Annotated in this window: 19 protein-coding genes; 11 read left to right on the forward strand and 8 right to left on the reverse strand. The window is 61.5% G+C overall.

Features of this window, described 5'->3' with window-relative positions; genetic code table 11:
• Nucleotides 1–119: 119 nt before the first annotated feature.
• The 3 genes from dapA to EK416_RS16035 all read left to right on the forward strand — a co-directional run bounded on the left by dapA (nt 120) and on the right by EK416_RS16035 (nt 2,492).
• Nucleotides 120–1,007, forward strand: a complete 888-nt coding sequence (dapA, locus tag EK416_RS16025; RefSeq protein ID WP_127079252.1) for a 4-hydroxy-tetrahydrodipicolinate synthase — start codon at nt 120–122, stop codon at nt 1,005–1,007.
• Between the two features lie 2 nt (nt 1,008–1,009).
• Nucleotides 1,010–1,486 (forward strand): SsrA-binding protein SmpB, encoded by a 477-nt coding sequence (gene smpB / locus EK416_RS16030; protein WP_127079254.1) that lies wholly within the window; start codon nt 1,010–1,012, stop codon nt 1,484–1,486.
• A gap of 610 nt (nt 1,487–2,096) precedes the next feature.
• Nucleotides 2,097–2,492, forward strand: coding sequence for a hypothetical protein (locus tag EK416_RS16035; RefSeq protein ID WP_127079256.1), 396 nt, complete (start codon nt 2,097–2,099; stop codon nt 2,490–2,492).
• A 155-nt stretch (nt 2,493–2,647) separates the two neighbouring features.
• Here EK416_RS16035 and EK416_RS16040 read toward each other — a convergent pair whose 3' ends face one another.
• Nucleotides 2,648–4,459, reverse strand: a complete 1,812-nt coding sequence (locus EK416_RS16040; protein WP_127079258.1) for a thiamine pyrophosphate-binding protein — start codon at nt 4,457–4,459, stop codon at nt 2,648–2,650.
• Nucleotides 4,460–4,558: 99 nt separating this feature from the next.
• A complete protein-coding gene (locus EK416_RS16045; RefSeq protein ID WP_127079260.1) occupies nt 4,559–5,416 on the reverse strand; it encodes a class I SAM-dependent methyltransferase in 858 nt (285 codons plus the stop codon).
• Nucleotides 5,417–5,522: 106 nt separating this feature from the next.
• Here EK416_RS16045 and EK416_RS16050 point away from each other — a divergent pair, with 106 nt between their 5' ends.
• Both EK416_RS16050 and EK416_RS16055 read left to right on the forward strand, forming a co-directional pair.
• The gene (locus tag EK416_RS16050; protein WP_127079262.1) at nt 5,523–5,786 is read left to right on the forward strand and encodes a hypothetical protein; all 264 of its coding nucleotides are present in this window, start codon (nt 5,523–5,525) and stop codon (nt 5,784–5,786) included.
• A gap of 65 nt (nt 5,787–5,851) precedes the next feature.
• Nucleotides 5,852–6,331 (forward strand): YaiI/YqxD family protein, encoded by a 480-nt coding sequence (locus tag EK416_RS16055; protein WP_127079264.1) that lies wholly within the window; start codon nt 5,852–5,854, stop codon nt 6,329–6,331.
• 44 nt (nt 6,332–6,375) lie between these two features.
• Here EK416_RS16055 and EK416_RS16060 read toward each other — a convergent pair whose 3' ends face one another.
• From EK416_RS16060 to EK416_RS16080, 5 genes are all read right to left on the reverse strand, one after another.
• On the reverse strand, nt 6,376–8,094 hold the full coding sequence (locus tag EK416_RS16060; protein ID WP_425376122.1) for a DEAD/DEAH box helicase: 1,719 nt from the start codon (nt 8,092–8,094) through the stop codon (nt 6,376–6,378).
• Between the two features lie 618 nt (nt 8,095–8,712).
• On the reverse strand, nt 8,713–10,080 hold the full coding sequence (locus EK416_RS16065; protein WP_164730063.1) for a carbohydrate porin: 1,368 nt from the start codon (nt 10,078–10,080) through the stop codon (nt 8,713–8,715).
• 97 nt (nt 10,081–10,177) lie between these two features.
• A complete protein-coding gene (aroD, locus tag EK416_RS16070) occupies nt 10,178–11,104 on the reverse strand; it encodes a type I 3-dehydroquinate dehydratase (RefSeq protein WP_127079268.1) in 927 nt (308 codons plus the stop codon).
• 21 nt (nt 11,105–11,125) lie between these two features.
• Nucleotides 11,126–12,676, reverse strand: a complete 1,551-nt coding sequence (locus tag EK416_RS16075; RefSeq protein WP_127079270.1) for a NosD domain-containing protein — start codon at nt 12,674–12,676, stop codon at nt 11,126–11,128.
• 463 nt (nt 12,677–13,139) lie between these two features.
• On the reverse strand, nt 13,140–14,090 hold the full coding sequence (locus EK416_RS16080; protein ID WP_164730064.1) for a LysR family transcriptional regulator: 951 nt from the start codon (nt 14,088–14,090) through the stop codon (nt 13,140–13,142).
• Nucleotides 14,091–14,316: 226 nt separating this feature from the next.
• Here EK416_RS16080 and EK416_RS16085 point away from each other — a divergent pair, with 226 nt between their 5' ends.
• The 6 genes from EK416_RS16085 (at nt 14,317) to EK416_RS16115 (ending at nt 19,393) form a co-directional block, all read left to right on the forward strand.
• Nucleotides 14,317–15,819 carry a UbiD family decarboxylase gene (locus tag EK416_RS16085; protein WP_127079274.1) on the forward strand — a complete coding sequence of 501 codons (1,503 nt, stop codon included), beginning with the start codon at nt 14,317–14,319 and terminating at the stop codon, nt 15,817–15,819.
• Between the two features lie 121 nt (nt 15,820–15,940).
• A complete protein-coding gene (locus tag EK416_RS16090; RefSeq protein WP_127079276.1) occupies nt 15,941–16,567 on the forward strand; it encodes a UbiX family flavin prenyltransferase in 627 nt (208 codons plus the stop codon).
• The gene (locus EK416_RS16095) at nt 16,564–17,292 is read left to right on the forward strand and encodes a DUF554 domain-containing protein (RefSeq protein ID WP_127079278.1); all 729 of its coding nucleotides are present in this window, start codon (nt 16,564–16,566) and stop codon (nt 17,290–17,292) included. Before EK416_RS16090 ends, EK416_RS16095 begins: the two co-directional genes overlap by 4 nt.
• A gap of 37 nt (nt 17,293–17,329) precedes the next feature.
• On the forward strand, nt 17,330–17,761 hold the full coding sequence (locus tag EK416_RS16100) for a PNPOx family protein (RefSeq protein ID WP_164730065.1): 432 nt from the start codon (nt 17,330–17,332) through the stop codon (nt 17,759–17,761).
• Nucleotides 17,762–17,856: 95 nt separating this feature from the next.
• Complete coding sequence (locus EK416_RS16105; RefSeq protein WP_127079282.1) at nt 17,857–18,684, forward strand: transporter; 828 nt, start codon at nt 17,857–17,859, stop codon at nt 18,682–18,684.
• A gap of 430 nt (nt 18,685–19,114) precedes the next feature.
• Nucleotides 19,115–19,393, forward strand: coding sequence for a hypothetical protein (locus tag EK416_RS16115; protein WP_127079284.1), 279 nt, complete (start codon nt 19,115–19,117; stop codon nt 19,391–19,393).
• Between the two features lie 70 nt (nt 19,394–19,463).
• Here EK416_RS16115 and EK416_RS16120 read toward each other — a convergent pair whose 3' ends face one another.
• Entirely contained in the window at nt 19,464–22,760 is a 3,297-nt protein-coding gene (locus EK416_RS16120) for an efflux RND transporter permease subunit (protein WP_127079286.1), read from the reverse strand.
• Nucleotides 22,761–22,766: the final 6 nt, after the last annotated feature.

Here is a 22,766-nt window from a genome sequence, read left to right on the forward strand (position 1 = left end):
GGCAATACAATGACAAGCTCCGCCGCGGCTCAAGACTCAAATTCGGGGAAACAAGGCCCTGGTTAACGCGCCGTTAAGCAATTCCGTAAGAATGACAGCAGTCAGGTGAGGATGGAGAGATGTTCAAGGGCTCTTTTACGGCGCTTATTACGCCCTTCGATGGTGAGGGCGTCGATTATGATGCCTTCGAACGCCTCGTTGAATTCCAGATCCAGTCGGGCACACACGGGCTGGTTCCGGTCGGCACGACGGGCGAGTCCCCCACGCTAAGCCACGAAGAGCACGACCGCGTCGTCGAGACCTGTATCGCCGCCGCAAAGGGTCGCGTGCCGGTGATCGCGGGCGCCGGCTCCAACAGCACGGCGGAAGCGATCGCGCTGTCGCGGCATGCGCAGAAGGCAGGCGCCGACGCTGTGCTGGTCGTAACACCCTATTACAACAAGCCGACGCAGGAAGGGCTTTATCAGCACTTCAAGGCGATCAACGACGCCATCGATATCCCGATCTTCATCTACAACATCCCTGGCCGCAGCGTGATCGATATGTCGGTTGCGACCATGGCGCGGCTGTTCGACCTGAAGAACATCGTCGGCGTGAAGGACGCGACCGCTTCGCCCGTCCGCGCGAGCCAGCAGCGCGCCGTGCTTGGGCCGGACTTCATACAGCTTTCCGGCGAAGACGGCACCGCGCTTGCCTTCAATGCGCATGGCGGCCATGGCTGCATCTCCGTGTCGGCCAACGTCGCGCCGAAGCTGTGCTCCGATTTTCAGAACGCCTGCCTCGCGGGCGATTACGCGAAGGCGCTGGAACTCCACGACCTCCTGATGCCGCTGCATGAAGCGCTGTTCGTCGAAACCAATCCCGTGCCGGTGAAGTATGCGGCGTGGCGCCTCGGCCTTTCGAAGCCTGACACGCGCTTGCCGCTGACGCCCCTTTCCGAAGCCTCGAAGGCGCGCGTGGACGCCGCGCTCGAAAAGGTCGGCCTCTTGCAGCGCGAGGCCGCTTAAGCATGGCAGCCCCCGCAGCGACATCGGTTCGAAAAGTCGTCGCCGAAAACAGGAAGGCGCGCTTCTCCTACTTCATCGACGATACGTTCGAAGCCGGCATCGCGCTCGGCGGTTCGGAGGTGAAGTCACTGCGGCAGGGCAAGGCCAATATCGCCGAGTCTTACGCGACGGAGCAGGGTGGCGAGATCTACCTGATCAACGCCTATATCCCCGAATATCTGCAGGCGAACCGCCTGAACCATGAGACGCGCCGTCCTCGCAAGCTTCTGCTGCACAAGCGCGAGGCGAACAAGCTCATGGGCGCGATCCAGCGCGAGGGTATGACGCTCGTGCCGCTGCGGATCTATTTCAACGACCGTGGCCGCGCGAAGCTCGAACTCGCCCTCGCGCGAGGCAAGAAGCTGCACGACAAGCGCGAGACGGAAAAGAACCGCGACTGGGAACGCCAGAAGGGCCGCCTCATGCGCGAGCGCGGCTGATGCCGCAGGCGGCGGGGCGGATCGCGGTCCGGCTCCTTCCGCCCCGAACTACTTGGCCAAAACTTCCCCAACCTGCCTTTCATGACGATTTAACACATGGGCGCGTGGCAAGAGCCGCACCTCGCGCTCATGCGCGTTTCGACGCACGTCGATGAGCGCTGCCGTTACCGCTTTGTCGCAACCGAACTTTTTTCGCGAAGTATTCGGCCGCGTAATTGCCGCGTTGGCGTAGCAAGGCAGGTGTTGATCTCGCTTTTGACGTCAGCTCCACGCAGGGTTGCCGAGAAATGATTGTGCTAACGTCTCTTTTTGACGGGTTGCCCCCTGAATTGCGCTTGGTGTGTGTATAAACATGCACATGTGTGTATAGATGGGCATACTATTGCACCTTTCTCACACATTTAGAGCTTTCGTGAATTTGCTCTCCGCAAAAATGAGGAATTAACGAAATAGTAACCAGTTCAGTTGTTGTTAGGAGGGGTCCTATTCTGAAGCTCACCGGTATCGTCGCCGCGCCGCATCAGCCAAACGCAACACACGGGGAATTGCTATGACTCAGATTAACACCCGGACGATCGTCGTCCTGTTAGCGTGTTTTGTGGCGTTAGTAGTGCTTGTCAAATCCCAGCACGGCCGCGTTTCCGCCGCCGTCATTCCGCAAGCTACCGTCGTCAAGACGGCGGTTGTCGAAGCGCCCAAGGCTGTCCAGCCTGCGGCCCTCAAGGTTGCATCCGGCGTTCAGGTCATTCCTGCCGAGAAATGCAATGTCGCGCTCAAGAGCGGCGGCGCTTTCGCCGTTCTCGCCGAGCCGGTCGCCTGCAACGGCGTCGCCATCGAATCCGTGAAGATCAACGTGTCCGACAAGCCCTGCACCGCCGCGAACAAGTCGGACTTCCGCACGCTCAGCCACTCCACCGTCTTCGATGGCAAGTTCGGTGTCTACGTCGAGAACAAGCCGCAGGCGCGCTGCTTTGAAGTCGCCGAGATCACGGGCAAATATCTTTGATACAGCCCTTTCAAAAAAGATGCGGGAGGCGGAGTCGCTGCCTCCTCCGCGAATGGCGAACCAAAAAGGCGGTCTTCGGGGCCGCCTTTTTTGCGCGTGCGCAAACCTTCATCCCTCGGTAGCACGCTCGGCGGTATGCCGACGCTTTGCCTTCCTCACATGGAGATCGACCCTTCGCGGAAGCCGGTCCGGTCGAGCCAGACATTCAGCAGCACAGGCTTCCCGGCTTTTGCGGCTGCTCGCGCCCGTCGAAGCGCTTCGGGCACCTCGGCATTCGTCTTGACCAGAATGCCTTCCGCGCCGAACCCCGCGGCAACCTCATGATAGGCCGTCCGCGCCAGAACGGTTCCAACGTCGTCGCCGAGCACCTTTTCCTGTTCCCGCGCGATCTGCGTCCAGCCCGCGTCGTTGCCCACGACCGCGATCACCGGAATGCCGTGGCGAACGAAGGTGTCGAATTCCGCAAGGCTGTAGCCGCAGGCGCCGTCGCCGAACAGCGCCCAGATTTCCGCGTCCGGCCGCGCCAAGGCCGCTCCCAGCGCGAAGCCCGCGCCAACGCCAAGCGTGCCGAACGCGCCGGGATCCAGCCAGCCCAACGGCCCGCGCGGGCGCAGGATGTAAGACGCCGTCGCGACGAAATCGCCGCCATCCGCAACGAAAACTGCGTTCTCGCCCGCTTGCCGGTCGAGCGTGCGAAAGAAGGCGATGGGGTTCACATGCGCTCCCTCGCCGGCCGCTTGCGTGTCGATATCGGCCTCTCGCGCGGCATCGCGCCTTCGAAGAGAAGCGAGCCAGTCTTCGCGGTGTATGCGTCCCCTCTCGGCGAGCGCCCGCAGGAAGAAAGCCGCATCTCCGATAGCCTCGATGGTGGCGCGGCGATTGAGGCGCGCGTCCTTGCGGCTGCGGTTGGCCGCGATCAGCGTGGCCGTGTCGCGGATCTGCTTGCCGTAATCGAGCCGGAAATCGCACGGCACGCCCGCGAGGATGACACAGTCGGATTCCTTAAGCGCATTGCGTCGCTGATGCCGCAACTGGAGCGGATGATCGCGCCCCAGGAGTCCGCGCGCCATGCCCGACAGGAAGACCGGGATGCCGAGCCGCACGATTGCCCCGGCCAGCGCTTCCGTGTCCGTGCCCGTTGCCAGGGCCTGACTGCCGACGATGGCGAGCGGTCGCTCCGCTTTCGCGAGCGCGGCAGCCGCTGCGTTCACGCTCGACGACGCCGGGCTGGGAACGCGGATCTTCAGCGGGCGTGGAGCAGTCGTCGCCCTCGCGCCGCCGAACATTCTTTCGAGATGCCGGTTGAGATAAAACCGCAGCGCCCTCGCGCCAAGCGACCGCCCCCGGCCGCCTGCCTCCGCGTACCACTGGCGCACCAGCGTTTCAGGATAAAGCAGGTCGATGGGGCATTCCATGAACGCCGGACCCTGCACGCCCTCGCGGGCCACGGCAAACGCCTCCTCCAGCGCCGGGGCGATGTCGCGTACGCGGCGCAGTTGCTTTACGATCTTCGCATGCGGCGCCACGACAGGACGCTGGTCGATGTCCTGAAGCGCGCCGCGCCCTTGCAGCATCGTCGGGGCCGCTCCGCCGAACAGGATCAGCGGCGACTGCGCAAGTTGCGCGTTCTTGAGCGGCGTGACGATGTTCGTAAGGCCCGGCCCCGCGGTAACGGCGGCAACGCCCGGCACACCGGAAAGCCGGGCCATTGCGTCGGCGGCGAAAACCGCCGTGGCTTCGTGGCGCGTGTCGACGACGCGAATGCCCGCATCCTTCGCGCCGATGAGGATCGGCGAGATATGCCCCCCGCATAGCGTGAAGACCGCCGTCACGCCCTGCGCCTTGAGCGAGGCCGCGATCACATCTCCTGCATGCCTTGCCGGCTTTGCGAGAGCCTCACCCTGCGCATCGCTTTTGAGCGCAGCGACGCCGTCGCGCGCGTGCCCCTTTTCCAGCACTACGGCCATTCATTCCTCCCTGACCAGGCGCGTCTTGGTGCGCTGCCGTGGCGAGGGGCAGTTTATACCGCGAAGATGATGCGCTCTACCGAGCCTATGGTCGGGGGATTACGCACGCGCGGTGACGATCCATGCGTTGCCTTCGATGAACACGCCGCCATTCTTGGCGCGATCCGCGAACGCCGCGCGCACCGCCCTCCTCGCTTGCTCAAGCACTTCGCCCCGCAATTCGCCGAGCACACGCGAGAATGGGCCGGTTTCAAACGCCTGCTCAACCGCATCCTCGATGGCGGCATCGCGCGTCTCTCCGACGCCGTAAAGCATGCGACAGCCGAACGGTTCGAGCACGACGTGCGAAAATCCGGCGCCGGACAGGATCGATGTAACGCGCGCGGGATTCCCGAAGGAAAAGGGCCCCGGTGCGTCTGGCTCGGCTGGCGGCGCGGGCGGTATGAGCCCTTTCACCGCGCGGGCCGGTATGCTGACCAGCTCATTTTCCGCTGCCGGACGCCAGCACACGAAAGAAAGCCGTCCGCCCGGTTTCATGGCCCCGTGCAGGTTCGCGAATGCGACGACCGGTTCGGCGAAGAACATCACGCCGAAGCGCGAGAACATGAGGTCGAAATGCGCGCGTGGCAGGGCATGTGTCGCGGCGTCGGCGAGTTCGAAGCGGACCGGCAGGGCCGCCGGAGACGCCGCCGCACGCTTGCGCGCGAAGGTCAGCATCGGTTCCGAGATGTCTACGCCGAGCACGCTGCCGGTTGCGCCGACTTCCTTCGCGAGTTGAAGTGTCGTGCTGCCGGCGCCGCAGCCCACGTCGAGAACGAATTCGCCCGGCTTCGGCGCGGCGGCATCGAGCGCGGCGCGGCCAAGCGGCGCAAGCATGCGGTCGATTCGCTCATGGTTGACGACCCAGATTTCTCCCTTGCGTCCATTCCATTCCGCGCTTTGACCGTTTTCCGCCATGGCCGGTTCTCCTTTTCCCTTTACGGAGCATAAGAGCGTCGAGCTTGACAATATCAACAATGAAGCGGTTTTCTCGGCTGCGTATTTTGTCGATGAGAGAAAGCCGATGAATTTTCCTGTCAAAACGATTGTATTGCTTGCTTCGCTTGTCCTTGCTTCAGCCGCCTCCGCCGCGCGGCCCGAATGTGATGTCGCAGCCGACCTCTATAATCAGCAGGTCGAGGACGTCGCCGAGAAAATGGCCGCCTACAGGCAGTGTCTCGCGGAGAGCGAGGGGACCGACGATTGCTCGAAAGAGTTCAAGCGGCTCAGGTCCGCTCAGGACGATCTTGAATCTGCTGTGGGCGACGTCCAGAATTATTGTTACTGATTGCCGGCGCGCAGCGACAGGCGCACGCCTCGCCGCTTGGCGGCGCCATGATCAGGGAGCAGCACTTGTCCGAGCCCGCCAAGCCGATCGCAATTTATGTCGACGCCGACGCATGTCCGGTGAAGGCGGAAGTGTACCGCGTGGCCGAGCGGTGCGCGCTCAAGGTCTACGTCGTCAGCAACAGTGCGATCCAGATTCCGAAATCGCCCCTGATCGAGCGCGTGCTCGTCGGCAGCAATTCCGATGCCGCCGACGACTGGATCGCGGAGCGTGTGTCGCGCGGAGCCATCGTGATAACCGCCGACGTGCCGCTTGCGCATCGCTGCGTCAGGGCCGGTGCGGACGTCATCTCGCCGACCGGCCGCGCTCTTACGGATGCCTCGATCGGTATGGTGCTCGCAACGCGTGACCTGATGGCCGATCTGCGGTCGGGTGGGCAGGTCATCGGCGGACCGAAACCGTTCCAGCCGCGCGACCGGGCCAACTTTCTTTCGGCGCTCGATCTCGCGGTGGTCAGGCTGAGGCGCGACGGGTTCGGGGTGTAGCGTCGCGTTTCGGCGCGCGAAAGTTCGAGCCATGCAAAAGCGGTTCAGGCTTTGCGTGAGCCCGCCGAAGCTTGCGGCGCTTTTCTGCCGCGGCCGCTCGTCGTCTTCCGGCTTCGTTTCATCGCGCCCGACCGGGGGGGCGAGTCCCCGTAGCTTGCGCGCGGCTCGGGGCGCCCGTTCATGGGCACGATGGTGATCGTGTCATCGCGCTTTCCGGTTCGCATCAGGGCGCGGGTAAAGTCCGGCGCGGCCCGCGCACTCACCTCGAACATGCTTTCGCCCTCAAGTATCTGGATGGCGCCAATGTCCCGGCTGGTGACATCGCCCGCCTTGCAGATTAGGGGCAGGATCCAGCGCGGCTCGGCTCTCTGCTTCCGGCCGACCGAAACCCGGAACCAGACACCGCCTTCGAAATCGCCGCGCGGGGCTTCGACTTCGCTGGCATCCCGTCCGCTGTTCACGAACTCTTCCGGTGTCGGGCGACGCGTCTGATTTTGACGGAAGAACGCCGCCGCGATTTGCTCCGGACTCTTCGTGGCGAGCAGATCGCGCGCGAAATCAGCTTCTTCATCGGTGAGCGGACCTTCAAGCGAAGGATCGTTCATGAGCCGTTCGCGGTCGCGCTGGATGATCGTCTCGGCGCTCGGAACCGGCATCCATGACACCTTCACCTTCGCGGCCTGCAGCAGCTTGTCGACGCTCCGGCGCTTGCTGTGCGGTGTGATGAGAACGCTGACGCCGCTTCGTCCCGCGCGCCCGGTCCGCCCGCTGCGATGCAGAAGCGCCTCGCTATCCTTCGGCAAATCGGCGTGAATGACGAGGTCGAGGGTCGGCAGATCGATGCCGCGCGACGCCACGTCCGTTGCGACGCAAACCTGAGCCCGGCCGTCGCGCATCGCCTGAAGCCCGCGGGTGCGCTCGGTCTGGCTGAGTTCACCCGAAAGCGCAACGACGCCGAATCCGCGATTGCCGAGGCGGCTTGCAAGATGCTTCACGCCTTCACGCGTGGTGCAGAAGACGAAGGCGCTGCTCGCCTCGAAATAGCGCAAGATATTGATGACGGCGTTTTCCCGCTCGCCCGAAGCGACGGCAACGGCGCGATAATCGATGTTGGCGTGCTGCGTCGCGCCGCTGTTGGAGGAAATCCTGATGGCGTTTTTCTGAAAGCGGCGGGCGAGCGTTTCGATCGGCTTCGCCACGGTTGCCGAAAACATGAGAGTGCGACGCTCTGGCGGGGCGGCCTTGAGGATGAACTCCAGATCTTCCCGGAAGCCCAGATCCAGCATTTCGTCGGCCTCGTCGAGAACCATCGCGCGCACTGCCGCCATGTCGAGCGAGCCGCGCGTGATGTGATCGCGGAGGCGTCCGGGCGTGCCGACGACGATATGCGCGCCGCCCGCGAGCGACCGGCGTTCCTGCCGCATGTCCATGCCGCCGACGCATGACGCAATTCTCGCGCCTGCGGGTGCGTACAGCCATTCAAGTTCGAGACGCACCTGAAGCGCCAGTTCGCGCGTAGGCGCAACGACGACGGCGAGCGGCTCCGAACCGGCCGGGAAGCGTTCCTGACCGCGCAGCAAGGTGGAAGCCATGGCGAGACCGAAAGCGACTGTCTTGCCGGAGCCTGTTTGCGCGGAAACGAGAAGATCGGCTTCGCCGACATCCCCTTCAAGGACAGCGCGCTGCACGTCGGTCAGCGTCGTATACCCTTGTTTGGCAAGCGCCTCCGCGAACAGGGGAGACACTCCATCAATAACCATCATGTGAGGCGCTTTCGGTTCTCAATTTAGAGGCGGCAGGATGATAACGTCACCCTTAGCGGCGAGTGGGAGCAGACAGCTAAAGCTTTGACAGCCTTTAAACGGCTGAAGCAGCTTTTCGGACCGCGAAGCATGTTTGTGAGGGCCGCTTAAAATGGCAGCTTTGCAAGGTTTACGCAACTTCGCCGGTTACGACCAGTCCGAAGGTTGCAGAACACGGCCGGGGTGAGGACACGCTGCGGTGGTGTCGATGCGCCGAGGGCATCAACCGGCTCTCTCTCGATTACGCTTTGCCATGCAAACCGAGCACAGTTTCGCCCTTCATTTCCACGACGAAGGAAAAATCGTCGACCTGACTTTGCGGGCAGAAGCGCCGGGCCGTGGCTATCGGAGCAGTCGGACAACACCCCCTCGATATGGGAGCGGGACCGGGTACCCCGTCGAACTCCGGGTGGTTCGCCCATGGTGGAGGCCGCCATCGTCGCCCCGACCGCCTTCCCTCGCGACTTTTGCATCTGACGCGAATTCGACGGGCGCGCTTTCGCCGCCCGTCGTCTTGGGATTTCCCGTGCCTCGCACGTGTCAGCCCCGGCGCAGGTCGGAGCTGACACGAAGGCGGTTCTAGAAAACGACCTTCAACTGCATTCCGACAGCGACCACGTCATCGATATGCTTGAAGTAGAAGCTGCCGGGATCCATGATGTACTGAACGTCAGGACGGATCGAGGCCCATTTGTTGATCTGGTAGGTGTAGCTCAGTTCCAGCGCTTTTTCCGCGAGTGTGAAATCGGAAAAAGCGCCGGTCGTGGCGGCTGCCTTGATCCTTGCGTTTTCAAGCAGCTGCTCGTTGACGCTTGCCTGCACATAGCCGAACGCGAGAACGTCTTTCGGGCGTGAATCGAAGACACCCTGGTAAACCAGTCCGGCCGACCACCAATCTCTCAGCACCGCCGTTTCCGGGTTGGACCACATGTACTGCGCGAACACGCTCAGTCCCCGGCTGTCGTCGCCGGCAACAGTCGTGATCTTCTGATCGATCATGATGTAGGTTCCCTGCCTCTGACCGATATAGTCGCTGAGGCCGAGTTCCTTCACATTCGAATTGTCGTAGACATAGCCGACCTTGTAGTGGCCCGGATAGGCTGTGCCCTTGCCGGGTTCGTACGCGACTTCGACCGGAAGGAGCGTGCCCGTCGTGCCTTCGGCAAAAGGATTGAAGGCGTTCTTCTCAAGGCCGAGGCTCGGGTTCACCTGGAACAAACCCGTTCTTACATAAACCTCGGGAGTTACCTTGTACGTCACTTCGGCGCTCCAGCGGGCATTCGGATAGTTATACCAGCCGGTGTTCGCGGACTGTGCGAGCGGGTGGGCGCAGAAGGCGGCGTTGACGAAGTTCGTCAGCAACTGGGTCATGCCGAAGTCATTGCCCATCGGGAAATAACCCAGCTTGTAGTTCACCTTGCCGTCGAGAATGTTCTGATCGAAGCTGGCTTCGGTGATGCGCGTCCACTGGCCGCCATAGTTTTCCTGAATCGGGAAGCGGTTGCCCGCGAGTTCCGATGAGGTGCCGCGGCCCATACGGTCGTTGAGCGTCACGTGAAAACGGCCGTCGGTCCAGTTGGCGAGCTTGGCCATATCGAAGTCGGCGCCAAGCTTCACCTGCTGCGAATAGCGGAATCCCTGATCGAGGCCGCCGCTTACGACGCCCATCGTCTCGGACACATAGTCGCCGCGGAAGGTGATGCCTTCCGACACCAGCTTGGAGCGCCGCCCGTTCCAGCCGCCCGTCAGATACTTGTCGTCGAGCGGATCGCCGACGGCATAAGAACCGAACAGGCCGTCCACGGGGCCTGCCGCAGGCGCGCTCGACGCCTGGAGATCCGCTGCCCAGGATACGCCGTGAGGCATCACGGTCGTACCCACGAGCGCCAGCGTTCCAACGCAGATAAGATTGGTAATAGGCAGGCGACGCCTGCGAAGTGAAGACATTTTAACCCCCCTCAAGTGAAAGCAAGCCGGACCCTTCGATCCGACATCAAGCAAACGGTCCGGATGCCGCAGTCCCATGCGGCATCCGGACTGGCCATCAAGCGCCGGTGATGGCCTTGTGAATGGTCTCCAGCACGGACTGGAGAGCGTGCACGTCGATCTGTCCCGGTGCGGACGCTTGCCCGACCATGCCGAACGTGGCCGCCGATCCGAACAATTCGCCGGTCAGGCGGGAAACGACGCCCGTGCCGCCCATTGCCATGGTGATCATGGGTTTTTCGGTGTAGCGGCTGCGCATTTCCCACGTGGCCGTGAGAAGCTTCAGCACGTCGCCCGCATCCTTCGGCATCGCCGCCAGCTTGAGAACGTCGGCGCCGAGAACTTCCATCTTGCGAAGCCGACGAACGAGTTCGTCCGCATCCGCGGTGGCATGGAAGTCGTGGTTCGACATCACGACCGCCACACCGGCTGCATGCGCTGCCTTGACGATGCGGCGCACGGCCTTCTCGTCGCGCACCAGTTCGACATCGATCAGGTCTACCTTGCCCTTTTTGACGATCGTCTCGTAAAAATCGGCATAGGCCTTGTCATCGATTGCCGTAACGCCGCCCTCTGCCTTGGTCCGGAAGGTGAGAAGAAGCGGCTTTCCGTTGATCGCGCCGGCAACGTCCTTCGACAATTCCGCGACGGCATCGGCGTTGAGCGCGATTTCGAGATAATCGACCCGGAACTCGATGAGATCGATCGAGGGATCGGCACCGACCTTCGTAGCGAAGCTCCGCACGGAAGCGGGATCCTTCGCCGTGATCGGGACGATGGTTTTCGGCTTGCCCTCGCCGATGGCGATGTTTCGGATCACCAGCGGCTTCGTCTGCTTGGGCGCTGCTTTGGCGACCGCTTCTTCCTTGGCGACAGCGGAAGGAGCGATAGCGGGCAGCCCCGTTGCGGCTACGGCGGCGGTGACGAGACCGGTGGTAAGAAGCAGACGGCGTCCCACCTTGCCGGATAAGATGTTGTTAGGCATTGGATTCACTCGCTTGCGAAATCAGTTGTTTCGAGAAACCGCGTTGGCAAGCGGTGTGCTGAGCATGGAGGTCGCGCCGTCCACGGTCGTAGCCGTCGCCGTGAAGTTCGCCGCGTTGGCGGCTTTTGCGGCATCGGCGACATAGGTGAAGGAACCCTTCCCCGAAGCGTCCAGCGGCACATTCGCAAAGCCGAGGTAGATTTCGGCTTCCTTCGAGGAGGCGTCGGTATTGGCGAAGAATTCGATCCGATAAAGGGTCTTTGGCTGACCTTCGACCTCGCCCTTGATTTCGACGCCGCTGGCGGCTGGGTTCGCGGCGACGAGCTTCGGCGCGGACTGGTTATGGTTCGGCATCGGCTCGCAGTCGGGAGCGGTCACGCCCGGCGCGCAGATCTTCTCCATCTTGCTGGTGTCGCCATCGATACCGCCGCCCCGGTTCCCGACGAAGACGTCGTGCTCAAGGCCCGGAACGCCGAACACGATGGCGCCCTTGTGCTCCGGGAGACAAGCGCCGCCCGCGAAGCAGCGCTCGATGTCCTTGCCGTTGTCGAACATCGAGTTGGCCGTGATGCGGTTCACGGCAGGGCCGGTGATACGGTTGCGGCCGGGGGTTCCGTTCGGGCCAGGAGCAGCCTGGGGACGGACCGAAACGGCAACGCGGTTCCCCGTCATGATGTTGCCATCGACGATGTTGCCCGTACCGGAGAGCGTCACGGCGGAGGAGAGCTTCGTGAAGGTGTTCGCCGCGATGTAATTGCGGTTCCCCCAGTTCAGCTGCACACCGTCCGACTGGTTTTCGAAGTGGTTGCGCACGATGCTGTTATCGTTGCCCCACAGGATTTCGAGTCCCTGGGAGGGCTCTTCGATCGTGCCGTCATTGGTGATGAAGTTGTCGGCGAGGAGGTTGAACGCCGCGCCGCGCGTCAGTTCCATCGCATCGCCGTTGTTGAAGAAATAATTGCGAAGGATCTTGTTGTTGTTCGTGGTGGTGGATGTCGAGGCGCCCTTTCCGTCATCGCCTGTAATCATGATGCCTGCGCCGCCATGATTGCCGACGATGCGGCTGTCGCGGATCACATTGCGGCTCGCGCGGTTGATAAGCACGCCGATACAGAAATTACGGATTTCTATGCCGGCGATCTCGACGTCCTGCGTATCCTGAAGGACGATCCCCGGTTTCGTCGTCGTGCGCACGTTGGTGCCAAACTGGCCCGGCACTGCGCCTGGGCAATCCTTCGCGCTCGGGCCGACATAGCCTGAGCCGTCGATCGCAACGAAACTTCCGTTTTCGTCATGGAGCGGGAAGCTGATTTTCACCGGCCCCTTGATGGGCGGGAGTTCGGACTTCACGACGATAGCGTAGGGCGCGGGGCCGACGGCATCTATATCGATTTGATAATGGCCGGGGTTCTTGTTGTTTTCCTCAAGAGCCCAACGGAGCGTTCCCGTGCCCCCATCGTCGCCGTAACGAGTGACTTTCAGGACTTCGACCGCCGGATCGGCCTGAACTTGCTGGCCCAACAGTGCCAGCGGCAGAACGAAAATCGCGGAGGCGCGTTTCAGTTTGCCCATTTTCTCCTCCAAGTGAACCGCCCGACGAGATTTTTCCTCGGGACCGATTATCGTCACCCATCGGGTGACGGCGTCGCGATCCTTCGGTTTCATCGGGCTTCACCGATCTGAGGGCTAACAACCGTCAGACGAGGAGAAGCTTTTCAGTAAAATACGGGGAGGCCTCATGCAATTCTGACAACATTCAGACCATTTATCCAAATTTAAGCCAAGTGATCTTTGGCCTCATTGGATCTAAGTGGTTCTCATGCGCCGGCGGGATTTGCTCTCAACCTGACCGTTCTCCGGATCGTTACGATGGGAGCACCGTAGGAGCGGCGGAACGGAATTTAAAATACCATTGCGATATTTCACATATATCGGACCGATAGCGTCAACGGAGCCGTCGGGGGGCATGGCGCGCGGTCGCAATGCGAGTCTTGAGACCGGCGTTTGAGACCGTCATTTGGGCAAAGAACGGAGTTCAGGCGCGTTTTCGGGCACGCGGGAGAGAGAGCTTTTCCCGGGACTCGCCGTCCTCGGCCTCTTCCTCGGATGCCGCCACTATCCGGGCGATCACCGATGCTGCCACGGCGTTGAGTTGCATCCCCTTTGGTCGGACGATTGCCGGGTGGAAGCCCATTGCGGGCTCGTCCAGGGAAAATATGCAGGCCTGATCCGGGCGATAATCTCGCGTCTCGGACTCCGGCAGGATCGCAATCGACCCCGTCTCCGCGCGCCACAAATCCTTGATGATACGCACATCGGGGCAATCCATGGCGACGTGCGCGGACATGCCATGCGCGTGGAACCAGCGGATGAACCTTTCGTAGCTTCCGCCTCCCGAGGGGCGACGCAGGAGCATCAGGGGAAAGGGCGCGATATCCTCCATGCGCAGCGTCTCTCCCCAAGACGGGCGTACGAGGGACTTCGGGACTATCACCGAAACACGTGATGGCGGCAGGAGATCGACGATCAACCCGGCTTCTGGCGGCGGCGCCTGCATAATGGCGAAATCGATGCATCTCTGGCCGAGCATCGATTCGAGCCAGTCGCTGTCGCCAAGCACCACCCTGAGCTTCACGTTCGGGAAGTGGCCGCAAATCTCCCGCAGCGGCTCCATGAGATATGACGCACATGTCGAAGAAACGCCGATCACGACCCAGACCGGGGAGCATTGGCTTGCCTTCATCTCCTCGGAAAGTGCGTCGACCTCCGAGAGGATGAGCTTCGCGCGCTCATAGAGAAGACGTCCCTCCTCCGTCACACGGCACCAGCGGGTGCCGCGTTCGATGAGCTTCACTCCGAATTCCTCTTCCAGTTCCTTCAAACGCAGGCTGAGCGGCGGCTGCGCCATGTTCAGCGCGGCCGCTGCCTTGCTGATCTGCCCATGGTCTACGATGGCACAAAAGTACCGTAATCGTTTCAAATCCACGCTCATACCCCCTCGATATGCCGAAAATATCGCAATGGTATTTCCCTTTCTTGTGCCGCTAAGCCTATGGATAGGACCAAGGCATGAAGGAGAAAATGAGGCATGACGGCGCAGACGAATTAGAAAACAACGACAGAATAGTCAAATGAATCCCAAATTATCTTGGTTGTTCCGGCTACGTCCTGCGAGGCGTCAAGGATCAACATTGCCTAGCAGGGAGAATAATATGTTCTCTGACGGAACAATAGAAGCTGATGATGTAATCGACTTGCGGTCGGCTCTCGCTTTACTGGAGCAGAATCCGGGGCAATTGGTTACCACGGACGTACCGGTCGACCCGCTCGCCGAATTGTCGGGCGTCTATCGTTATGTTGGCGCTTCGGGTACGGTCAAGCGCCCCACCCGGGTCGGTCCGGCGATGATCTTCAACAAGATCAAGGGCTACGAAGGATCTCGCGTCCTTATCGGCCTTCTTGCCAGCCGCAAGCGTGTTGCACTCATGCTCGGATGTACACCTGAACGTCTGGGCTTTCTTTTGAACGACGCAGTCCAGCACGCGATACCGCCGGTCGTCGTCGGCCGTGAAAAGGCGGTTTGCCAGGAAGTCGTTCATCTGGCTTCAAATCCAGACTTCGATATCCGCAAATTGCTTCCTGCGCCGACGAATACCGAGGAGGACGCGGGGCCCTATTTCACGATGGGCATGGTCTACGCGTCGGACCCCGAGACCGGCGAGTCGGACGTCACCATCCACCGCATCTGCGTACAGGGCCGCGACGAACTCTCGATCTATTTCGTTCCCGGACGGCACATCGACGCGTTCCGCATGAAGGCGGAGGCGGCGGGCAAGCCGCTGCCCATTACGATCAGCATCGGCGTCGACCCGGCCATCGAAATCGGCGCCTGCTTCGAGCCGCCCACAACGCCGCTCGGCTTCGACGAACTTTCCATCGCCGGCGCGCTGCGTAAACGGCCTGTCGAACTCGTGGATTGCCTCACGGTTCCTGCGCGCGGCATCGCGAACGCCGAAATCGTGATCGAAGGCGAAATCCTTCCGAACGTCCGGGTTCGCGAAGACCAGAACACCAACACCGGCAAGGCCATGCCGGAATTTCCCGGCTACACCGGCGATTCCAAGGCAGCTCTCCCGGTGATCAAGGTGAAGGCCGTAACGCACCGCCGCAACCCGATCATGCAGACCGTGATCGGCCCTTCGGAAGAGCATGTGAGCATGGCGGGCATCCCGACCGAGGCGAGCATCCTGTCGATGGTGGAACGCGCCATGCCGGGCAAGCTGCTGAACGTTTACGCCCACACCTCGGGCGGCGGCAAATATCTCGCCATCCTGCAATTCAAGAAATCGGCTCCGGCCGACGAAGGCAGGCAACGGCAGGCGGCATTGCTGGCGTTCTCGGCGTTCTCGGAACTCAAGCATGTCATCATCGTCGATGAGGATGTCGACCTCTTCGATACAAACGATGTGCTCTGGGCCATGACGACACGCTATCAGGGCGACGTCAGCACGGTCTTCATACCGAATGTTCGCTGCCATCCGCTCGATCCGTCGGCCACGCCGGAATTCAGCCCCTCGATCACCCAGGCGGGCAATTCCTGCAAGGTCATCTTTGACTGCACGGTGCCGTTCCATCTGAAGGACCACTTCCACCGCAGCAAGTTCAAGGAAGTCGACGTGAAGCGTTTCCTGCCGGATTTCGATCCGGCCTCGTAAGGAGCGAAATACCCCTCTTCCTGGCGGGAGAACGGGGGCGAGGATCGGTTCCGCATCTCCTCCATCGTTGGAGGAGGGGAACGCGAGAACCGATCCTTATTCCTTCGTCAAGGAGCAACACATGGAAAAGCGACGCCTGATCGTCGGAATCAGCGGTGCGACCGGATTTCAGTTTGGAATAAGGGCGCTCGAATTACTCAGGGAGCTTGGTGTCGAAACCCACCTCGTGATGTCCAAGGGCGCCGAAATGACCCGGCATTACGAGACGGATCTCAAGAGCGAAGACGTCCATGCGCTGGCGGATGTCGTACATCCCATCGGCAATCTCGGCGCAACGATCTCCAGCGGTTCGTTTCGAACGATGGGAATGCTCGTCGCTCCCTGTTCCATGCGCACCTTGGGCGCTATCGCTGCCGGCATCAGCGACAATCTGCTGACGAGAGCTGCCGACGTCGTTCTCAAGGAACGCCGCAGGCTCGTGCTGATGACACGCGAGTCGCCGCTGCATCTCGGTCACCTGCGCAACATGGTCGCCGTGACGGAAATCGGGGCGGTCGTCTTCCCGCCTGTCCCGGCCTTCTACATCAAACCCCGGTCAATCGACGACCTGTTTTCGCACACCGTCGGCAGGGCTCTCGACATGTTCGATCTGGATGTGAAGTCGCTCAGGCGATGGTCGCCTGACAAGCCCGCGAGAGCCGATATCGAACACACAATCCCAGCGATGGGAGCACGGAGAGCATCATGATTGGACCAATCGTCAACGGCGCGGCCGTTGTTATCGGAAGCATCAGCGGCGGCGCACTGGGAGAACGCGTTCCAGCCCGGGTGAGAAACGCGCTGCCGATGACCTTCGGCGTCGCTTCCATGGCGCTCGGCATAGCGCTCATCGTCAAGATCAAGTTTATCCCGGCCGTTATTCTGGCGCTGCTGCTTGGATCGCTGATCGGCGAGCTGATTTCGCTCGAAGCTGGCATCCAGAAGTTTGCGGCGAAGGCGCGCCGCCTGATCGACGCGATTACCCCCGCCCGCAGCAACGGGGTTTCCCACGAAGAGTTTCTCGACAAGTTCGTTGCGCTCACCGTGCTGTTCTGCGCGTCGGGCACCGGCATTTTCGGCTCGATGAACGAGGGCATGACGAACGATCCCTCCCTTCTTATCGCCAAGTCGGTGCTCGATCTGTTCACCTCGGCGATTTTCGCCACCGCGCTCGGCTTCTCGGTCGCCGTGATCGCCATTCCTCAATTCGCCATTCAGGCCGGACTTCTCCTCGGCGCCGAGCAGATCCTGCCGCTGACCACGCCGGAGATGATCGCCGACTTCTCAGCCTGCGGCGGCGCGATCATGTTCGCAACCGGCTTCCGTATCTGCGGGATTAAGCCCTTCCCTATCGCGAACATGCTTCCGGGGCTTCTTTTCATCATGCCGATTTCGGCGATGTGGGCGCGCTATGTCATTGGTATCGGGGGGTGAGCAAGGCGGATCTCCGAAGCACAAGCGGCGCAGAGAAATGACCGACCTGCAGAGAATCATTTCGTTCATCTCAAGGAATCACGTCCTGACGGTTTGCAGTGCAAACGATGGGACACCCTGGGCCGCCAGTTGCTTTTACGCCTTCGACTTCAATCGGATACGGTTCCTGATCCTCACAAGCCTCGAAACGCGCCACGGTGCCGAAATGGTCCGAAACGCGAAGGTGGCGGGAACCGTATCAGCACAGCAGTCCGCCGTCGCGATGATACGAGGACTGCAATTTGCCGGAACCAGCCGACAGCTTGAGGGAGATGACGCGGAGCAAGGAAGGGCGATTTATTATCGAAAATTTTCGTTCGCCCGCCTTCGCCCCGCGCCGATCTGGACCATCGATCCCGAAATTCTCAAGCTCACCGACAACAGGCTTGGCTTCGGTACCAAGATCATCTGGACGAGGCCGGAAGATTGAACGCTTTCCCGCTCTCGGCGGACATCCTGATCCGGCGAGTACGTCAGGTTTGGATCGGGATCGACCCGCGCCGCGCGTTTTCTATCGAGGACATCATGACCAAAAAAGCCATCGCGTGCGTAGCGTTTGCCTTTGCCTCGGCCACTTCAGCCGTTCATGCCGGCACCCCTTCCGAACTTCAGCCGGGCCTCACGACCGGCATCGCTCTCGGCGCGGCTGGCCAACTTCCGCCTGGTGTCTATGATGTCGTGATCGGCAATTACGGGTCGAGAAATTCTTCCCCCGGAAATATTGACGATCTCGGTGCGGTCGTTCCCTCATGGCTGATCTGGTCGACGCCCTGGACGATCGCGGGAGGCCGCCTTCTTTTCGATACGGCGACGCCTTATGTCGATCTCGCCGTGAAGGACGGCCCCTCCATGAGCGGCTTCGCCAACACGATCTTCGACGCCCAGCTGAAATGGGATCTCGGCGGCGGTTTTTACGGCGGCTTTCAGGCGGGCGTGTACCTGCCGTCGCGAACAGCGGTCGGGCGCGATCTGACGTCCTTCCAAGGGATCGCGGCGCTCAGCTATTTGAAGGACGGCTGGAATCTCTCGACATCGGTGATTTACGGTACCGGCGGAACGGCGGGCGGCGTTGACTATTCGGACTGGCTCAATATCGATCTCACCGCCACCCGGAAATTCGGTCCGTGGGAACTCGGCGCCGTTGCGTTCTATTCGACCGATCTCGGAGCACGCGACGGCCTCAGCCAGTTGGCGTTAGGGCCACTCGTCGGCTATGACTTCGGCTCAGCCATCGTCCAGCTGAAACTCACCCGCGATGTGTATGAACGAGGCTACGAAGGGCACGACACGCGCGCGGCCGTCAATATCTCCTTTCCTATCTGGGTTGGCGATCGGTGTTGCGAGAAGCGGTGACGGCATTTTCCGGTCGCCACATCGTGCTCATATCGACGTCAACCCAGTAAGGCGCCGCGCAAGCTGGATCAAGATCGAACCGACACCACCGGCACCGCCCACGACAAGCAATGAAGGCCTTCCCGATCAGCAAGCAAAAGGTTTGGGATATTTCCGGATAACAATGCAAGTCAAAGGACAGATTTTTTCAGGTTGAAAATGCTAACGCTTTGATATCAATAACGTTTGTTGCGCCGGGCAGAATGTAACTGCGAACACCTCGTGATTGAAGTCGCGCACCGCGTCCGGCCGACCACGAGCCGTCCATACTCGACACAAGTTGAAATTGCCCTCCTTGGAATTTTGGCACTCTCGACACTTGAGTGCTAATAGCATATGAGTGTTGCCATCGTCGCCCTGCGTCTCGGGCACCATTTCAGGAGATTCAGGTATGAAATTAAAGTTGCGAAGCTCAGATATTCAGCACCGCCATGACATTACGTTGCCCGGAGCCTGGACTGGCGAGACGATTGACGTCGCGTTGGAAGGCGGTCTTCGGGGCAACCTCGAAACGATCATGCAGACCGATGCAAATACATGGCATTTACGTTGGTTGTGCGAGGAATCATCGTTGAACGGACGAACTTTCGAACTCGCACGGATGATTTCGACCATCCATGGGCCACACCAACAACCCGACTGGAATTGTCGGTTGCTGCTCGCTGATTAAGCCTTCTATGCAGATAACCGCATGCCGTCATGTTTGATAGCGCACCATAGGCAGCGAAGACGAAAACGTTCTAATCCATATCGTGCCTTGAGCTTTCAGTAATAGTCGGCTGTCCACAAGGTGACAAAACGGGTGCCGCGGGCTGCGGCTCCTTGGTCCCGATTTTTCGCTCCCTGTGCAGGCTGGTCACGAATGTGCTGCCAAACCGCGCGTAAAGCGCCGGAAGCACGACAAGCGTCAGAAGCGTCGCGCTGATGACCCCGCCGATGACGACGGTTGCGAGGGGCCTTTGCACCTCCGCGCCCGTGCCGGTAGCGAGCGCCATCGGCACGAAGCCGAGCGAAGCGACGAGCGCCGTCATGAAGACGGGCCTCAACCTCCCGAGCGCGCCGGTCACGACCGCATCCCGCCGGGGCATCCCGTCCTTCTGAAGTTTCTGAATGTAGCTCAACATGACGAGGCCGTTCAGCACGGCGATGCCGGACAACGCTATAAAGCCCACCGCCGCCGAAACCGAGAACGGCATGTCGCGAAGCCACAGCGCCGCGATGCCGCCGGTGAGCGCGAGCGGCACCGCCGTGAAGACGAGGGCCGCGTCGCGCGCCGAGCCGAGCGCGGAGAAAAGAAGCAGGAAGATCAGCAGCAGGCATGCCGGCACGACCAGAGACAAGCGATGTTTCGCTAGCGCGAGGTTCTCGAACTGACCGCCCCATTGAATAAACGAACCGGCGGGCAGCACCACTTCCGCCTTTACACGGGCCTGCGCTTCGGCAACGAGCGAGGCGATATCGCGACCGCGCACATTTGCCTGCACCACGACGCGCCGCTTGCCGTTTTCGCGGCTCACCTGGTTCGGCCCCTCCGAGAACTCGAACCGCGCCACGCGCTTGAGCGGCACGCTTTGCGGCGGGGCGCCCTGCGCCTGGGGAAGCGGAACCGGCGTATTTTCGAGCGCGGCGAGATCGTCGCGAACGGCTTCGGGCAGGCGCACGACGATCGCGAAGCGACGGTCGCCCTCGAACACAACACCCGCTTTCCGGCCGCCGATGGATGCGCCGATGATGTCCTGAACGGTTCCGACCGAGATACCGAGGCGCGCGGCTTCATTCCGGTCGATCGAGATATCCATGAAGGGAAGCCCCTCAGCCTGTTCGACCTTCACATCCACCGCGCCGCTCGTTTGGCGCAGGATGCCGGCGATTTTGTTCGCCGCTTTCAGCATCGCCTCGGGGTCTTCACCGAACACCTTCACCGCGAGATCGCCGCGCACACCGGCAAGAAGCTCATTGAAACGCATCTGGATGGGCTGCGTGAACTCATAGATGTTGCCCGGAAGACGCGAGACGGCCACGTTCAGCCTGGCGATGAGGTCGTCCTTTGAAAGCGCGGGCTCGGGCCAATCGGCGCGCGGCTTCAGGATGATGAAGGTGTCAGACGCGTTCGGCGGCATCGGATCGGTGGAAACTTCCGCCGTGCCGGTCTTCGAGAAGACGAAAGCGACCTCCGGCGCGGCGCTCAGTGCTTTCTCCACGCGAGTTTGCATCGCCTGCGATTGAGTGAGCGATGTGCTCGGGATGCGAAGCGCGTGCATGGCGAGATTCTTTTCGTCGAGTGTCGGGACAAACTCCTGTCCGAGCCGCCCGAACGCGAAAACGGATGCGCCGAACAGCGCCACGGCGAGCGCGATATAGGGCAATGGGCGCCGTACTGCCGAACCCAAAACCGGGCGATAGGCAGCTTTCAGGCTCCGCACAAGCCGGTTCTCCTTCTCCTCGACACGGCCCCTGATGAAGATCGCAATCATCGCTGGCACGGCGGTCAGCGACAGCACGAAGGCGGCGGCAAGCGCGCAGATCACCGTCAGCGCCATCGGCTCGAACATCTTGCCTTCGACGCCGGTGAATGTGAGCAGCGGCACATAGACGAGGATGATGATCGCCTGACCGTAGACCGATGGCTCGATCATTTCCCTGGCAGCGCGCGAGACCGTTTCGAGACGCTCGTCCAGCCGCAGCAATCGCCCAAGCTCGTGCTGGCGTTCGCCGAGCCGTCGCAGGCAGTTTTCCGCGATAATCACCGCACCATCCACGATCAAGCCGAAATCGAGCGCGCCGAGGCTCATGAGGTTCGCGCTGATGCGCCCCTCAACCATACCGGTGGCGGTAATGAGCATGGAAACCGGGATCACAAGCGCCACGATGAACGCCGCGCGGATATTGCCGAGGAACAGGAACAGCACCGCGACAACCAGCATCGCGCCTTCCGCGAGGTTGGTCGCCACCGTCGCGATGGTCGCGTCCACGAGCTGCGTGCGGTCGAGCGCCACATTCAACGCGATATCCGGCGGGAGCGTTTTCCGCACTTCGTCGAGCTTTTCGACCACGGCCGATGAAATCGTGCGGCCGTTGCCGCCGATGACCATAAGGGCCGTGCCGACGACGACCTCTTCGCCGGAACGGCTCGCGCTGCCGGAGCGCAGTTCGCGCCCCACGGCGACGGTCGCCACGTCGCGCACGCGCACCGGTACGCCGCCGCGAGCCGTCACCACGACATCGGCGATTTCCCCTGTCGTCCGGAGCTGACCGCGCGAGCGCACGATGATGCCCTCGCCGTTGCGCTCAAGATAACCCGCGCCACGATTGAGATTGCCGCGTTCGAGCGCCAACGCGAGATCGTCGAACGACAAGCCGAGGGCGACGAGCTTCGCGGGGTCGGGCTCGACGTGATACTGCTTCACGAAGCCGCCAATGGCGTCGACGCCCGCAACACCCGGCACGAGGCGCACCTGCGGCCGGATCACCCAATCCTGAATTTCGCGCAAGTAGGCGGCCTGCTCGATCGCAGTTTCCAGCCGTCTTCCTTCCGGCGTCAGGTAGTTGCCGTCCGTCTGCCAGCCGGGCTTTCCGTCGACTGCGCGTGCGGCCTTTGAAAAGGAGACGGTCCACATCACGATTTCGCCGAGCCCCGTTGAGATGGGGCCGAGCTTCGGCTCGACGCCAAGGGGCATGGCATCGCGCGCTTCCTGCAACCGCTCAAGCACCTGCTGGCGCGTGAAATAGACGTCCATCCGATCGCTGAAAACGGCTGTGACTTGCGAGAAGCCGTTGCGCGAGAGCGAGCGGGTGTATTCAAGCCCCGGCGTACCGGCGAGCGCGGTCTCTATCGGGTAGGTGATTTGCTTCTCGACATCGACAGGCGACAGAGCGGGGGCAAGCGTGTTGATCTGCACCTGATTGTTGGTGATGTCGGGGACGGCATCGACCGGAAGGCGTCCAAGCGACCACATGCCGATGCCCGCGACGACGGCTGTCAGCACAAGCACCGCCCAGCGCCTGCGCACCGAAAAGGAAAGAATGCCTTCGATCATGTTCGT

The sequence above is a fragment of the Rhodomicrobium lacus genome, assembly GCF_003992725.1.
Classification (GTDB): Bacteria; Pseudomonadota; Alphaproteobacteria; order Rhizobiales; family Rhodomicrobiaceae; genus Rhodomicrobium; species Rhodomicrobium lacus.

What these genes read in the sequence shown, in the direction of transcription:
- EK416_RS16100 (WP_164730065.1), top strand. Translation starts at nt 17,330, where the DNA reads ATGACCGACCTGCAGAGAATCATTTCGTTCATCTCAAGGAATCACGTC.
- EK416_RS16115 (WP_127079284.1), top strand. Translation starts at nt 19,115, where the DNA reads ATGAAATTAAAGTTGCGAAGCTCAGATATTCAGCACCGCCATGACATT.
- EK416_RS16075 (WP_127079270.1), bottom strand. Translation starts at nt 12,676, where the DNA reads ATGGGCAAACTGAAACGCGCCTCCGCGATTTTCGTTCTGCCGCTGGCA.
- EK416_RS16095 (WP_127079278.1), top strand. Translation starts at nt 16,564, where the DNA reads ATGATTGGACCAATCGTCAACGGCGCGGCCGTTGTTATCGGAAGCATC.
- aroD (WP_127079268.1), bottom strand. Translation starts at nt 11,104, where the DNA reads ATGCCTAACAACATCTTATCCGGCAAGGTGGGACGCCGTCTGCTTCTT.
- EK416_RS16105 (WP_127079282.1), top strand. Translation starts at nt 17,857, where the DNA reads ATGACCAAAAAAGCCATCGCGTGCGTAGCGTTTGCCTTTGCCTCGGCC.
- EK416_RS16040 (WP_127079258.1), bottom strand. Translation starts at nt 4,459, where the DNA reads ATGGCCGTAGTGCTGGAAAAGGGGCACGCGCGCGACGGCGTCGCTGCG.
- EK416_RS16120 (WP_127079286.1), bottom strand. Translation starts at nt 22,760, where the DNA reads ATGATCGAAGGCATTCTTTCCTTTTCGGTGCGCAGGCGCTGGGCGGTG.
- EK416_RS16060 (WP_425376122.1), bottom strand. Translation starts at nt 8,094, where the DNA reads ATGATGGTTATTGATGGAGTGTCTCCCCTGTTCGCGGAGGCGCTTGCC.
- EK416_RS16085 (WP_127079274.1), top strand. Translation starts at nt 14,317, where the DNA reads ATGTTCTCTGACGGAACAATAGAAGCTGATGATGTAATCGACTTGCGG.
- EK416_RS16045 (WP_127079260.1), bottom strand. Translation starts at nt 5,416, where the DNA reads ATGGCGGAAAACGGTCAAAGCGCGGAATGGAATGGACGCAAGGGAGAA.
- EK416_RS16050 (WP_127079262.1), top strand. Translation starts at nt 5,523, where the DNA reads ATGAATTTTCCTGTCAAAACGATTGTATTGCTTGCTTCGCTTGTCCTT.
- dapA (WP_127079252.1), top strand. Translation starts at nt 120, where the DNA reads ATGTTCAAGGGCTCTTTTACGGCGCTTATTACGCCCTTCGATGGTGAG.
- EK416_RS16065 (WP_164730063.1), bottom strand. Translation starts at nt 10,080, where the DNA reads ATGTCTTCACTTCGCAGGCGTCGCCTGCCTATTACCAATCTTATCTGC.
- EK416_RS16090 (WP_127079276.1), top strand. Translation starts at nt 15,941, where the DNA reads ATGGAAAAGCGACGCCTGATCGTCGGAATCAGCGGTGCGACCGGATTT.
- smpB (WP_127079254.1), top strand. Translation starts at nt 1,010, where the DNA reads ATGGCAGCCCCCGCAGCGACATCGGTTCGAAAAGTCGTCGCCGAAAAC.